At 73.9% G+C, this 14029-nt stretch carries 9 protein-coding genes; 5 read left to right on the top strand and 4 right to left on the bottom strand.

What is annotated here, in order from left to right; translation table 11 throughout:
* Nucleotides 1-208: 208 nt before the first annotated feature.
* Together A2CP1_RS15005 and rffA are read left to right on the top strand one after the other, a co-directional pair.
* Nucleotides 209-1969 (top strand): PKD domain-containing protein, encoded by a 1761-nt coding sequence (locus tag A2CP1_RS15005; protein ID WP_012634042.1) that lies wholly within the window; start codon nucleotides 209-211, stop codon nucleotides 1967-1969.
* A gap of 133 nt (nucleotides 1970-2102) precedes the next feature.
* Nucleotides 2103-3224: a dTDP-4-amino-4,6-dideoxygalactose transaminase gene (gene rffA, locus A2CP1_RS15000; RefSeq protein ID WP_012634041.1), complete on the top strand. Its 1122-nt coding sequence runs from the start codon at nucleotides 2103-2105 to the stop codon at nucleotides 3222-3224.
* A 110-nt stretch (nucleotides 3225-3334) separates the two neighbouring features.
* Here rffA and A2CP1_RS14995 read toward each other — a convergent pair whose 3' ends face one another.
* From A2CP1_RS14995 to A2CP1_RS14980, 4 genes are all read right to left on the bottom strand, one after another.
* Nucleotides 3335-4510 (bottom strand): glycosyltransferase family 4 protein, encoded by a 1176-nt coding sequence (locus A2CP1_RS14995; RefSeq protein ID WP_012634040.1) that lies wholly within the window; start codon nucleotides 4508-4510, stop codon nucleotides 3335-3337.
* Between the two features lie 94 nt (nucleotides 4511-4604).
* Nucleotides 4605-6494, bottom strand: coding sequence for an asparagine synthase-related protein (locus tag A2CP1_RS14990; RefSeq protein ID WP_012634039.1), 1890 nt, complete (start codon nucleotides 6492-6494; stop codon nucleotides 4605-4607).
* Between the two features lie 12 nt (nucleotides 6495-6506).
* A complete protein-coding gene (locus A2CP1_RS14985; protein WP_012634038.1) occupies nucleotides 6507-7490 on the bottom strand; it encodes a glycosyltransferase in 984 nt (327 codons plus the stop codon).
* Between the two features lie 81 nt (nucleotides 7491-7571).
* Nucleotides 7572-8957 carry a hypothetical protein gene (locus A2CP1_RS14980; RefSeq protein ID WP_012634037.1) on the bottom strand — a complete coding sequence of 462 codons (1386 nt, stop codon included), beginning with the start codon at nucleotides 8955-8957 and terminating at the stop codon, nucleotides 7572-7574.
* A 271-nt stretch (nucleotides 8958-9228) separates the two neighbouring features.
* On the opposite strand from A2CP1_RS14980, the gene A2CP1_RS14975 reads away from it, so the two are divergent.
* From A2CP1_RS14975 to A2CP1_RS14965, 3 genes are all read left to right on the top strand, one after another.
* Entirely contained in the window at nucleotides 9229-10203 is a 975-nt protein-coding gene (locus A2CP1_RS14975; RefSeq protein ID WP_012634036.1) for a glycosyltransferase family 2 protein, read from the top strand.
* A 212-nt stretch (nucleotides 10204-10415) separates the two neighbouring features.
* Nucleotides 10416-12515, top strand: a complete 2100-nt coding sequence (locus tag A2CP1_RS14970) for a TIM barrel protein (protein WP_012634035.1) — start codon at nucleotides 10416-10418, stop codon at nucleotides 12513-12515.
* The gene (locus A2CP1_RS14965; RefSeq protein WP_012634034.1) at nucleotides 12515-14017 is read left to right on the top strand and encodes an oligosaccharide flippase family protein; all 1503 of its coding nucleotides are present in this window, start codon (nucleotides 12515-12517) and stop codon (nucleotides 14015-14017) included. The genes A2CP1_RS14970 and A2CP1_RS14965 overlap by 1 nt, the downstream gene beginning before the upstream one ends.
* Nucleotides 14018-14029 lie beyond the last annotated feature (12 nt).

Below are 14029 nucleotides of genomic sequence, written 5' to 3'. Positions count from 1 at the left end.
CCGACGGCCGGTGCGGGGCCGCCTCACCCGAGCACGGCTCCGGTGGCGATTCGCGAAGGATATCGCGCGCGCCGGCCTGGTGCGAGTCAGCGGAACACGGGGCCCCTCGCAGGCGCGAGCGCCGCCCGGGGCCAGGAGCGCCGTGTGCTAGCGTGCTCCCGGTGGCGGCGTGCCGCCCGCGTGTTGGCGCGTCGCATGGGAGGGAGACATGACCGCTCGAGGCCTGGCCTGGCGGGCCGCGCTGGCTGCGCTGGCGACGGGGGCCGCGGCGTCCGTGGCACACGCCGCGAACCCGGCGGGCGCCGGCGCGCCCGAGCCGGCGCCCATGACCACGGCCAATCGCGCGTCGGGCGTCGCGCCGCTCGCGGTGTTCTTCGACGCCGTCGACACGCAGCAGGAGGGGCCCGCCTCGCCGTTCGTCTGGCGGAGCGGTGTCCAGCAGCCTCGCGATCCCGAGGCGGCCGAGTACGTCTGGGACTTCGGCGATGCCGGGGCGGGCGCGTGGCGCACCACCGGGCTGAGCCGGAACGCGGCGACCGGCTACACGACCGCGCACGTGTACGAGACGCCGGGGGTGTACACCGCGACGCTCACCGTGACCGACGCCGCGGGCGCGCGCCGGACGTACCGGCAGCGGATCACGGTCTCGGCGTTCGCCGGCAAGACCTACTACGTCGCGGCGAGCGGGAACGACCGCAACCCCGGCACCAGCCCGGACGCACCGTTCGCCACGTTCGAGCGCGGCTTCGCCGCGGTGAACGGCGGTCCGAACCGGCGCCTGCTGCTCCGTCGCGGAGACAGCTTCAGCACCGGGGGCGTGACGCTCACGGCGCCCGGCCCCGGGATCATCGGTGCGTACGGGGAGGGCGCGCGCCCGGTGCTGAAGGTGACGACCGGCGCCGATGGCGGGATCATCATCCGGGCCCCGGACTGGCGGGTGATGGATCTGGACCTCGTCGGGCCCGGAGCGAACGTCGACCGCGACACGGCCATCGGGTACGCGAACGTCATCCAGACGGTGAACGCGCTCGTGCTCCGCGTGCGCTCCACGCAGTTCCGCGTCGGCTTCGGGAACGGCGACTGGAAGCCCATCTACGCGACCCCGCACGACGGCAACGCATGGGTCGACTGCGAGGCCACCGCTGAGAAGGCCGGTGGCATGTACGTGGGGGGACGGCGCCTCGCGATCCTGGGCAACGACCTGCACGACCTGTCGAGCACGCACGCGCTCCGGGTCTGGCAGGCGCACAAGGCGGTGATCGCGCACAACCGGCTGTGGAATCCCGGCGGGACCCGGCACGCGCTCAAGCTGCATGGCCCCGGGCACGGCGACGGGCGTCCCGAGACGCGCTGGGTGACGGTGACGGACAATCTGGTCCGCGGCAAGGTTTGGTCACTGGCCGTGGGCCCGCAGGATGGAGAGAAGGACGAGCGGGTGAGCCACGTGGTGCTGGAGCGCAACCGCACGCACGGCGAGGCGAGCGTGCAGGTGGACCTCCTGATCTGGGCGCGCGACGTGATGGTCCGGAACAACGTGTTCGACGGGACGGGGGCGTCGAAGTACTACACCGCGGTGCTCGTCGGACGCCGCGGGATCGAGCCGGACCCCGAGGGCGTGCGCGTCGTGAACAACACGATCGTCCGGACGGACGCCGCGGACGCGTTCGCCGTCGTGCGGCTGGAGCCTGGCGCTCGGGGCGTGGTGGTCCGGAACAACCTCGCGAGCGCGCCGCTGAGCAGGCACCCGACGCTCGTGCAAGGGGAGACGATCCCGGGGCTCCTCCAGGATCACAACCTCCTCACCACCTCGGCAGCGTTCGTCGATCCCGCCCGCGAGGACTACCGGCTCCTGCCGCGGTCGCCCGCCGTCGATGCGGGTGCGGCGACCGTCGAGGTGCACGCGGACTTCGCCGGGGCGCCGCGGCCACGCGGTGCGGCGCCCGACGTGGGGGCCTACGAGTCCCACTGAGCGCGTCCGCGCTGCACGGCCGGGACGGCGCGCCCCTGCCGAAGACCGGGACGGACGGTACTTGAGGGGCCCCTGCATTCCGCCGAGAATGCCGCCCTTGGTCGCCGTGGGTCGGCGCCGGGGGGGAAGGACAGTGATTCCGTTCAACAAGCCGGTGTGGCTGGGCACCGAGATCCTGCGCATCACCGAGGCCATCACCACGCACGGGCACGTCGCGGGCGGCGGGCCCTTCGCGCGCGCGTGCGAGGAGAGCCTCGCGCGGATGCTCGGCCAGCCGGCGCTCCTGGTCACCTCGTGCACGCACGCGCTCGAGATGGCGGCGCTGCTGCTCGACGTGAAGGAGGGGGACGAGTTCATCGTCCCCTCCTACACGTTCGTCTCCAGCGCGAACGCGTTCGTGCTGCGCGGCGCGCGCCCGGTGTTCGCCGACGTCGATCCGAACGGCAACCTGGATCCGCGGGAGGTGACGCGCCTCCGGACGCCGCGCACCCGCGCGGTCGTGGCGGTCCACTACGCCGGCAGCTCGTGCGACATGACCGACCTGCTGGACCGCTGCGGCCGGATCCCGCTGGTGGAGGACGCGGCCCAGGCGCTCGGGGCCACCTTCGACGGCAAGCCGCTCGGCACGTTCGGCGTCGCCGGGGCGATCAGCTTCCACGAGACGAAGAACGTGGGCTGCGGGGAGGGCGGGGCGCTGACCGTGGCCGATCCCGCGCTGCTGGAGCGGGCCGAGTACCTGCGCGACAAGGGCACCAACCGGCGTCGATTCCTGACCGGCCTCGTGGACAAGTACACCTGGGTGGACGTGGGCTCCAGCTACGCGCTCTCGGACCTGAACGCCGCCTACCTGTCGGCGCAGCTCGACGCCTTCGAGCGGATCCAGGCGCGACGCGCGACGCTCCACGATCGGTACGTCCGCGAGCTGGAGCGTGCGGTGGAGCGAAAGGGCGGGTACCTGGTGCGCCCGGACCCGCGGAACCGCCCGAACCACCACCTGCTGGGGCTCGTGCTCCGCGCCCGCGAGCAGCGCGACCGGTTCATCGCGCACATGAAGGCGCACGGGATCACCACGCCCTTCCACTACGTCGCGCTCCACCTCTCGCCCATGGGGAAGCGCTTCCACGGCGGCGAGGCGCTGCCCGGCGCGGAGCGGCTCACCGACTGCCTCGTCCGCCTGCCGCTGTTCTTCAACATGACGGACGCGGAGCAGGACGAGGTCATCGCGCGGACGCTGGAGTTCGTCGACGCGCTCTGATCGCCCGGGAACCGCGGTGCTCCCGGCCCGGCCCGACGCGTCCGGCGGACGACGTGCGGGCGCTCACGGCGGCGGTCGAGCCGCGACCGGCACGGACCGGGCCCGCTCGATCACCTGGCCCGTCGACGATCCGCCAGGCGCGCGGTCCTGAAGGCTTCCAGCAGCCGCGTGCGCCGGTTCGCGCCGGCGCGCGGCCACGTGAACTCCTGGGCGCGGGCACGCGCCGATGCGCCCATCCGGGCTCGCAGCGCCGGATCCGAGGCGAGCTGCCGGAGCGCCGAGACCCACGCTGGCCTGTCGTACGGGTCGAGCACGAAGCCGTCCTGCCCGTGGCGAACGATGTCTCCGGCGCCCATCGGGCTGGTGAGGAGCGCCAGCCCCGAGGCCATGGCCTCCAGCACCGCGAGCGAGCTGCCTTCCTCGAGGGTGGGGAACGCGAACACCTCCGCCTCGGCGGTGGCCCGGGAGAAGGGCCAGACCGACCCGGGGGTCCGGATGCCCGGATGTCCGAGCTTCGAGCCGACGATGGCGCGGATCTCGGGCAGGATCGGACCGCAGATGTCGAGTCGCCCCTGAACGTCGGCCTCGGTCCACGCCTCCACGAGCAGGTGCGCGCCCTTCCGCACGCACACGGACCCCACGAACAGGAACACCGGCAGCGCACCGACGCGGCGCGGCGTGTTGCCGATGCGCTCCTGGGACCACCCATAGCTGATCGGCAGGATGCGCTCGTCCGCGATGCCCTCGTCCAGCAACGACTGCCTCACCAGGGGACTCGGGGCGAAGATCCAGTCCGCCATCGCGAGCTTCCTCCGTTCCTCCTCCAGCGAGCTCGCGGTGATGCCGTGGGCGGCGGGAATGCCCGCTCGACGGTATGCCTCCTCCAGGATCGGTATCGAGGTGGCGCGGTGGCAGTTGACGCGCTCGACCACGAGCGGAACCCCCGCAGCCTTCACGTCCCGGTACACCGACTCCGGCGTCGACGCCCAGAGGTAGGCGACGTCCGCGCGCCGGAGCGCCACGCGGAACTTCCGTGTGCAAAGGTGCTCGGCGAAGCGTCCCTCGCGATCGGCCCGGTAGTAGCCGGAGCAGAGCCAGGCCGGGATGGCGGCGCGGACGAACTCGCGCCGGCCACCGCGGACGGCCGCCGGCACGTGCAGCTCGATCGACAAGCCTGGCCCGGCCATGTTCGCGCACACCGACACGGACGCGTAGCTGTGCGTGGTCTTGCCGTCGCAGAACTGGTCGAGGAACGCTGCGACGTGCACCGTGGGCTCGTGGGTCATGTTGCCTCAGGGATGTGGCGGCGCCGCGACACGGGGAGGCCGCGAGCACCGCCGCCGGCTCGCGCACCGCGCGCGTCCGGTTGCGAGAATGCCGTCACGGGTCCACCCGGACGGCCACCGCGGCCGGCGAGGCCGTGATCGCGACCTGGTCCGGCGCGAGCGGCGAGGCGCCGCGCTCGCCCCGGCACTGGGCCAGGAAGTGGCGGAGCGTGAGGAGCACGCCGACCAGCTTCGCGCGCGCGTCTGCGCCGCCCTGCAGGTCCCGCCAGATCCGCTCGGCGGCGCGCCGGTCGAACACCTCCCAGTGCGGGCCCTCGCCATCGAACAGCGCCGCATGGAGCGCCGGCGCGAGCGGGCCGCGGAAGGCCCTGGCCAGGCGGGCGACCGGGAACGGGCTGCGCACCGCGCCGCGGGTGAGCCGCTCGACCGCGCCCAGCCCGCGACGCAGGGCCACGCCGACCGGACGGAACACCTGCGGTGGCCACGACGCCGGGAAGCCGGTGGTCTGCCAGCCGACGCTCGCCACGTCCGGGAACGTCCCGAGGAGCACCTTCCGGTAGAAGCCGTGATCGGTGCGGGCCTCCGGCCGCACGGACGCGACGAGGTCGAAGAAGTCGTTGTCGTAGAACGGTGCCCGCGAGACGAGCCGCGCCCGCAGGAGCTGGGTGCCGAAGCTCGTCCAGCGGCGCACGCGCGAGTCGAGCAGGAACGCGTCCAGGGTGCCGAGCGGGTCCTCCTGCCGGTGGGCCTCGAAGCACGCGGCGAACGAGGCCGGCAGCTCCCGGGCGGCTGCACGCGCCGGCCCGTCGGCGATCGCCTCCAGCTCCCGGAACGGCAGGGCGTCGTTGCGCTTCGCGAACGTCCCGGCCACGAGCCCCTCGCGCGACAGCTCGCGGACGCGGCGCCAGTGAAAGTTGCCGCCGAGCAGCGCGTCGCCGGCGAAGCCGTTCAGGACGACGTCGGAGCGCGCCGCCAGTTCCTCCAGGAACGGCAGGATGTGGAAGTCGGTGGCTCCCGCCAGCCCGTCGGTGATCCACGCGCCGCGGGCCGCGCTCGCCACGAGGGCCTCGTAGCGGTAGTCGAAGTCGAGGTGGCGGACCCCGCACCGTCGCGCGGCGCCGGCGGCGAAGGCGCGATCGAGGCAGCCGCGGTCACCCCAGGTGAACGTATCCACCTTCGGCCGGCGGTCGGCGGGGACGGCCGCCAGGCACAGGCGCGAGTCGAGGCCGCCCGACAGCGGGACGCCGATGCGCTCGGTCCCGGCGGTCTGCCGCTCCACCGACCGGAGGAACCGGCGTCCCGCCTCGCGGGCGGCCTCGTCCTCCTCGGCGGGCCGGACCGTGCGGGCGTAGCGGACCTGCCACCAGCGCTCGATGCGGGGCGGGCCGCCGGAGGAGCGGAGCAGGGCGGCCGCAGGCGCGATCCGCACGCCGGAGAGGAGGGTGGTGTCGGAGAAGTGCTCGCCGAGCAGCAGGAACGCCGCCAGGCCCTCCGGGTCGAGGGTCCGCCCGGCGCCAGGGAGCGCCAGCAGGGCCTTCAGCTCGGAGGCGAACGCGAACACCCCGTCGCGCTGCGTCCAGTACAGCGGGTGGAGGCCGTAGCGATCACACACCAGCGTGGCCTCGCCGGTGGCGGGGTCGACGACGGCGCCCGCGAACTGCCCGTTCACCCGCGCCAGCCGGGCCGCGTCGTCCGCCGCCAGCGCCGCCAGGATGGTGGGCCGGGGCGAGGCGGGCGGGACCGTCGGCGCGTCGCCCGACGGATACACCTCGCCGGTCGCCACCGACCAGGTCCCGGACGCGTGGGAGGGCTCGGGGTCCGGCTGGAGGCCCGGTGCCCAGGTGGCGCCGAGCGCCCACCCGGCACCGACCACGGCGCTCGAGCGCTGGCCCTCGTGCGACGACAGCAGCGCGCCCATGGCGCGCGCCAGCGCGGCCGCGCCGCCGAGCGGCCGTTCCGAGACGAAGCCGAAGATCCCGGGCACGTCGATCCCCCCTCAGCCGGCGGTGCGACGGCGCGCCAGGTACTGCACCGCGCCGACGAAGAGCGGGAGCCGCAGGAACGAGAGATGCGCGAGGTACAGCGTGCGCAGGCGCGCGCTCGGGATGCGCCGCCGGAGCGCGCCGAACTTCCAGGCGAGGCGCGCCGCGACGAGCGCCGCCAGGACCGCCAGCCCCGTCCCACCGGACGCCAGCCCCACCGCGACGGCGACGACCAGCGCCGCCGGCAGGACCACGAGGTTGCGGACCAGCTCCCGGAGCCACATGGGATCGCTGGTGCGCGCGAACCGCACGCCGATCTGCGCGTACGCGTAGCCGCTGCGGACCGCGCGGCGCCAGTAGGCACGGAAGCCGATCATCGCGAGGTCGTGGTGCCCCATGACCGCGGCGTCGCACACGATGCGCCAGCCCCGCTGCCGGAGCCGCCAGCAGAGGTCCGCCTCCTCCCCGGCGGCGAGCTGCTCGTCGGACCCGTCGATCTCGCGGAGCGCCTCGCGCCGGAAGAGCGCGTTGCCGCCGCACATGCGCCAGTCGCCGGGCGGCACGTACCAGTCGCAGCCGCACACCGCGTTGAACATGCTGCCCGAAGGGTTCGCCTCGTGGAGCTGGCCGAACAGGCACGCGATGCGGGGGTCGGCCTGGATGGCGAGCGTGGCGCGCTCCAGCCAGTCGGGCTCGAGGACGGTGTCGGAATCCACGAACTGGACGAGCGGCGTGGTGGCGGCGCGCCACCCGGCGTTGCGACCCTTCGCCGCGGTGGGCCGATCGGTGTGGAGCTGGATGACCTCGGCCGACGCGCGCCGGGCGATCGCCACGCTGCCGTCGCGCGAGCCGCCGTCCACGTAGAGGATGCGGGCAATCCGTCCGGACCGCTCCACCGCGCGGTGCACCGAGCGCAGGCAGGCCTCCAGCGTCGCGGCCGCGTTCAGGCCGATGACGACGACCGTGAGGCCGCCTTCCGCGCTTCGTCCTTCCATCATCCCCCCGCGCTCCGGCCCGCGACTATAGCCGGGTCGCGGGCCGGCCACGGCCGCGCGAGCGAGGGACACGCGACGGGTCCCTCACGCGCCGGTCTGGACCGCGGGCGGCGTGCCCGGGGAGCGCGGAGCGACCGCGGGCGCGCCGCGGCGCCGCGCTGCCCGGACCGCCTGGTGGAACGTGAGCGTCGCCCCTGACATGGCCAGGAACACCGGGCTCGTCATCGCGTTGAACAGACAGTCCACCGCGAACAGGACCGTCCCGAGCGACACCGCGGCGACGGGGGCGAAGGCGGGGTGGTCCCAGTGGCGCGCCGGGACCAGCCCGAGCAGCAGCAGCACGGGAGCGAGCAGCAGCACCGCGACCGAAACGAGGCCGAGCAGTCCGTTCATGCCGAGCAGGATCACCCAGAGGCTGTCGGTGACGGAGACGTCGCGCCCGTCGTCGTCGAACACGCGCGAGCGCCCGAAGCGTCCCCATCCCAGGCCGGGCCGCTCCATGGCCTTCTCCACGAGCATCTGCTCGTTGAGCACCCGGAACGCGAGCGATTCGGCCCGCTCCGGCTGGATGTGCGCGGCCCCGCTGATCACCTCGGCGCCCGCCCACCCGCTGATCCGGGCCGCGACGAACGCGACCGGCAGGAGCGTCACGGTGAGCATGAGGACGGGGTGGCGCAGCCTGCGCGTCCCCTCCAGGAGGGCGATGCCACCGGCGAGCAGGATGATCGCGCCGGTGGATTTCACGAGCAGCGTGGTCACCGCGAGCGCCGCCGTGCACCAGCCCGCCGGCAGCCCGGCGAACCGCGTCACCGCGCGCGTGCGCCAGAGCCAGTACGCCACGAGCGCGCCGGTGGCCATGAAGGTCCCGACCATCAGGCCGAACTGCATGAAGACGGCGGGCCGGTAGCCGCCGTAGCGGACCACGTACGCGAAGCTGCTGACGGTGTGGAAGCCGTAGAGCTGCCGGTGCAGCTGCGGGCTCATCCGGATCTCCCACAGGCACAAGGGCAGGTACAGCAGGGCGCCGCCCACCAGCCACACCGCGAGCTCGCGCATCTCCCTCGGCTCGCCGAAGTAGACGCGGCCGAGGAGGTACGGAGCGGTCCAGGCGAAGAACGACTGGACGGCTGCCGACGCGCCCTCGTAGGCGCCGAGGCCGTTCACGAGCGCGGTCGCGAAGGGGCCGGCGCAGAGGGCGGCGGCCGCGAGGTCGACCCAGTGCAGGCGCAGCCGCAGCCACCGCTGGGAGTCGAAGGCCAGGCTCGTGAGGAGGATCGTGCCCGCCACGAACGTCAGCTTGCTCGAGAGGAACGGCAGGTTCAGGCGGCCGTCGAAGACCGGCAGGAACATCCAGCCGCCGAGCAGCGCCGCCAGCACGCCTCGGCGGGGGCCGAGCGACTGCATGAGCAGGTAGATCGCCGGGAGGAACAGCGCGAGGGCGATCGTGGCGAGGGCGTTCGCGGAAGCCATGCGGAGGGCGGCGTGGCAGCGGCCTCGGCCGCCGCACGCGGCGGGACGGCCCGCATCAGGCCACATCGCGCGCCGGGATTCCAGCGAGCGAGCGCCCTCCCGGTGCCTGTCGTGGGGTCGGGGGGCACCGCGAGCGTCACTTGTTCGTGGGCGCCCCATCGAGCCTCGCCGCTGGGACGCCGCCCCGACGCATTGTTGCGCTCCCGCGGCCGGCCGTGGGAAGCACGAGCTACCGGGAAGCAGGCGCCGCGCGAGAGGAGCGAGTCGGGGGATGAAGCTGCTGGTCGCGATCCTGAACTTCCGAACGACCGATCTGACCATCGACTGCCTGCGCTCGCTGGAGCCGGAGGTGGCGGCCACGGCCGGCTTCCGCGTGGCGGTGCTCGAGAACGGCAGCGGTCAGCCCGACGCCTACCCGCGGCTGCAGCGCGCGGTCTCCGAGCATGGATGGGGGGACTGGGCCGAGGTGACCGCCTCGCCCTCGAACCTCGGGTTCACCGGTGGGAACAACCTCCTGATCCGCCGGGCGCTCGCCTCGGACGATCCGCCCGAGTACGTCCTGCTGCTCAACTCGGACACGCGCGTGGAGCCGCGGGCGCTCGGCGCGCTCGTCGAGCACATGGAGCGGACGCCCGCGGCGGGGATCGGCGGCAGCACGCTGCTGTCGGCCGAGGGCGCGGTCCAGGCGTCGCCGTTCCGGTTCGGCAGCCTCGCGGCCGAGCTGGATCGAGGCCTGCGCCTGGGCGCGGTGTCGCGCCTGCTCTCGCGCTGGGCCGTGGTGATGCGCACGCCGGCGGCGGCCTGCGCGGTGGACTGGGTCTCGGGCGCGAGCATGATCCTGCGCCGCACCATGCTCGACGAGATCGGCCTCCTCGACGAGGGGCTGTTCACGTACTTCGACGACCTGGACCTGTGCCTGCGGGCGCGCCGGGCCGGCTGGGAGACGTGGTTCGTCCCGGAGAGCCGGGTGATCCACCTCGAGGGCGCCTCCAGCGGGATCTCCGACCGGATGAGGCGACGTCCGGCCTACTGGTTCCAGGCGCGCCGCCGGTTCCTGCTCAAGAACTACGGACGGACGTACGCGGCGCTCGCCGACGCGGCGTTCATCTCCGGGTTCGCCGTGTGGCGGCTCCGGCGGCGCCTGCAGGGGAAACCGGACCTCGATCCGCCGCACATGCTCGCGGACGCATACCGCCACAGCGTGTTCGGCGCCGGGTTCGCCCTGAACGAGGTGCGTAGGCCCTAGGCTCCGCCCCGGTGGGCCTGCGCGTCAGGGCGCGGCGCATCGGGCGGGCGGCGGACGCGGCCGGCGCTCCGGTGATCACAGGACTTCATTCCAGCGCGGCCCGGGGGTATGCATCCGGCTGCCGGCGGGCGCTGCGCGGTGCGGCCGGGGCGATGCCCGGGGGGGAAGACATGTTCGTGCCACGCGAAGTCGATCGCGAGGAACCAGGTCCCGTGAGCACCGAGGCCGCGTTCGGGCGGGTCGGCTGCTCGCTGCTCACGTTCCGCGCGTGGGACCGCCTGGAGGACGCGCTCGACCGAGCGCGCGCCCACGGCTTCGACCGCGTGGACCTCGGCATCGTTCCGGGCCACTGCGACCACGTCGACCCGCTGGCGCTGGGCGACGCGGAGCGCGAGGCGATCGCGACCGCGATCGCGGCCCGCGGCCTGGCGGTCTCGTCGGTGAACCTCCACCCCGGGGACCTGGTGTCGGACGACCTCGCGCTCGTGGACCGGCGCATCCGCGCCACGATGCGCCTCGCCCGGCGCATCGGCGCGCGGGTGCTCACGCTCCCGCCCGGCCCGCTGGTCCCGCCCGAGCAATGGGAGGAGACCGCCGGCATCGTCGCCGCGCGCATCCGGGGCTACCTGGACCTCGCCGAGCAGGCCGGGCTGACGCTGTCGCTCGAGGCTCCCCACGCGCACACGCTCGCCGCGGACGTCGCGCAGGCGGCCCGCCTGTTCGAGCGGGTGGCGGATCCGCGCATCACCTGCACGCTCGACACGAGCCACGTCCAGCGCGGCAACCGCGCGCCGCTCGTCGACGCGCCCGCGCGCCTCGGGGTGCCGATCGCGCACGTGCACCTGCGGGACACGCTGCGCGGCGAGGTCACGGTCACGCCGGGCAAGGGCGACTGCGACTACCTCCCGCTGATCGAGGCGCTCCTGCGCGACGGGTACGCGGGCGACTTCAACTTCGAGCTGGAGAACGAGCCCTCGTCGCGCGCCATCGTGGAGCGCGAGCTCGGCTACGCTCGCGAGCACGTTCGCCGGATCCTGCACGGCGAGCCGCTGCCGCTGGAGAGCCGCGTCCGGCGCCAGGGGTGGTTCCGCGCGCTCGACACCGCCGCCTGGACCGCGCGCCACCCGCGCGAGTTCGTGATCGCGCACCCGCGCCTCAAGGCGGTGCTGCGTCCGCCGGTCCGCTTCGCGCGCCACGTCCGGGCGAACTGGGTGCCGTACCGGCAGGTCAAGTACCGCGCCGGCTGGCACGCCGGGTGGCAGGTGGGCCGCATGGCGAGCGAGATCCCGCCGCGGCCCATGGCCGCGCTGCCGGGCGCCGACCTGGCGGAGATCCGGGTGGCGCTCCTGGGCTGCGGCTACACCGGTCGGTTCGAGCACGGCCCGGGCTTCCTGCGCCTGCCGGGGGTGAAGGTCGCCGGGGTGTGCGACGTCCGGCCGGAGCGGGCAGAGCTGCTCGCCTCGCGCCTCGGGTGCCCCTCGTTCACCGACGCCGCCCGCCTCCTGCGCGAGGTCCGCCCCACCCTGGTGGTGAACTGCACGCGCGAGTGGACGCACCGCGACACGACGCTCATGTGCTTCGACGCGGGCGCCGACGTGTTCTGCGAGAAGATCATGGCCGAGAGCCTGGCCAGCGGCGAGGACATGGTCCGCGCGGCCCGGGAGAAGGGGCGCGTGCTGGGCGTCAACTACAACTGGCGCTTCCTGCCCGGCATCCAGCGCATCCGCGCGCTCCGCGAGTCGGGCGAGCTCGGGGAGCTCCGCATGCTCCGCGCGCTCTCCAGCGCGGGCGTCCACCACCACGTCCTCGACCTGGTGCGCTTCCTGGGCGGCCGGATCCGCGCCGTCTCCGGCGCGATCCAGGACGAGCCGGGCACCCGCGGCCTCGAGCGGTGGAACGCGTACGCCCACGAGATGCTGTACATCCCCTCGACGTACTGCGTGGCGACGCTGGAGACGGAGGAGGGGGTGGGCGCGAGCCTGGTCAGCTCCGGCCTCCTCGATCCCGAAGGCCTGCTCCTCACCCTGGACGCGGTGTTCGACCAGGGGTGCGTCAGCCTGAGCGGCATCCTCGACAACGACGCGATCGGGACGCTCACCGCCTCGACGCGGAAGCGCGTGGATCTCCGGATGCGCCACGGCGACGCGCCGGCCGGCTTCGCCCTCTCGTTCCAGCGCTCGATCGAGGCGTTCTACGTCGCCTACCGCCGGAGCGGCGAGATCCCCGTCACCGGCGCCGACGCGCTCGAGCTCATGCGGGTCGAGCACGCGCTCGTCCGCTCGAGCGAGACCGGCCAGCGGATCGTGCTCTGATGCGGAACGTGCAACCTGCCGGTGCGCCGCCGCCCCTGACGCCCGAGGACGAGACGCCGGCGCCGGCGCTCGAGCAGCTGGGCCGCCGCGTCGCCAGGGGCTCGGCGTGGGTCGCGGTCGGCTACGGCGCGAGCCAGGTCGTTCGCTTCGGCGCGAACCTGGTCCTGACGCGCCTCCTGTTCCCGCGCGCGTTCGGGCTCATGCTCCTCGTCAACGTGTGCCTGCAAGGGGTCCACCTCTTCTCGGACCTGGGCATCGGCGCCTCGATCGTGCAGCACCGGCGGTCCGACGCGGCGTTCTTGAACACCGCCTGGACGGTGCAGGTGGCGCGCGGGTTCCTGCTCTGGCTCGCCACCTTCGCGGTGGCGTGGCCCGCCGCCTGGATGTACGGCGAGCCGCAGCTCATGTGGATGCTGCCCGTCGCCGGGCTGGCGGCCTGCCTGGACGGCTTCGTCTCCACCGCGATCGACACCGCGAACCGCGACCTCCGGATGGCGCGGCTCCAGCTGTTCGATCTGGCGGTACAGGTCTCGGCGTCGGTCATCATGATCGCCGGCGCCTGGCTCACCCGCAGCGTCTGGGCGCTGCTCGCCGGCACGATCGCCGCGAGCGCGATCCGCACGGTGCTCAGCCACGTGGTGATGGGCGGCGTCCGCAACCGCTTCTGCTGGGACCGGGAAGCAGCGGCGAGCATGCTGCACTTCGGCAAGTGGGTGTTCGTCAGCTCGGCGGTGATGTTCCTGGCGCAGCAGGGCGACCGGCTGGTGTTCGGGAAGGTGCTCCCGCTCGAGCGCCTCGGCGTCTACAACATCGCCCTGGCCCTGGTGGACGCCCCCACCGCGCTCATCGCCGCCATCTCGTTCCGGGTCTTCTTCCCCATGTTCTCGGAGATGCGCCGGAGCGATCCCGACCTGGAGGCCGCGTACCGCCGGGCCAACGCGTCCATGGCGCTGCTCGCCGGCGCCGGCGCGCTGGTGCTGATGCTGGCCGGCCCGCTGGTGGTCCAGGTGCTGTACGACGACCGCTACGCCGAGGCGAGCTGGATCGTGCGCCTGCTCGCGCTCGGGATCTGGGGCAGCTCGCTCGTGCACTTCACCGCGTCGGTGGTGCTCGCCGGCGGCCGGGTGAAGTGGCTCGCGGCGTCGAACGCGGCCCGCCTGGTGTGGCTGCTCGGCGCCGTCCCCCTCGCGTTCCGGCAATGGGGGTTCGAGGTCGCGCTCGCCTGCGTCGTCGTGGCGGATCTGCCACGGTACCTGTTCCTGGCGCTGGGGTGCCGCAGGGACGGCCTGCACATCCTGGCGGGGGACGCCGGGCGCACGGTCAAGCTCGTGGTGGCCGCCGGCGCGGGGATGCTCGTGCTGGAGCTGCTGGGCTCGCGCAGCGTCCTCGCCGTCGCCGTCGCTTGCGCGACGGCGCTCGCCGCCTGGCTCGCCATGAACCGCGAGCCCGTGCGCTGGTACGTCGAGAAGATTCGCGGCGCGCTGGCGGCCCGGCGCGGCTAGCGGCCGTCCGGG

This window comes from Anaeromyxobacter dehalogenans 2CP-1 (assembly GCF_000022145.1).
GTDB lineage: Bacteria > Myxococcota > Myxococcia > Myxococcales > Anaeromyxobacteraceae > Anaeromyxobacter > Anaeromyxobacter dehalogenans.
This window is presented reverse-complemented; position numbering and strand designations above follow the sequence as displayed.

What these genes read in the sequence shown, in the direction of transcription:
- A2CP1_RS14975 (WP_012634036.1), top strand. Translation starts at nt 9,229, where the DNA reads ATGAAGCTGCTGGTCGCGATCCTGAACTTCCGAACGACCGATCTGACC.
- A2CP1_RS14985 (WP_012634038.1), bottom strand. Translation starts at nt 7,490, where the DNA reads ATGATGGAAGGACGAAGCGCGGAAGGCGGCCTCACGGTCGTCGTCATC.
- A2CP1_RS14995 (WP_012634040.1), bottom strand. Translation starts at nt 4,510, where the DNA reads ATGACCCACGAGCCCACGGTGCACGTCGCAGCGTTCCTCGACCAGTTC.
- A2CP1_RS15005 (WP_012634042.1), top strand. Translation starts at nt 209, where the DNA reads ATGACCGCTCGAGGCCTGGCCTGGCGGGCCGCGCTGGCTGCGCTGGCG.
- A2CP1_RS14965 (WP_012634034.1), top strand. Translation starts at nt 12,515, where the DNA reads ATGCGGAACGTGCAACCTGCCGGTGCGCCGCCGCCCCTGACGCCCGAG.
- A2CP1_RS14980 (WP_012634037.1), bottom strand. Translation starts at nt 8,957, where the DNA reads ATGGCTTCCGCGAACGCCCTCGCCACGATCGCCCTCGCGCTGTTCCTC.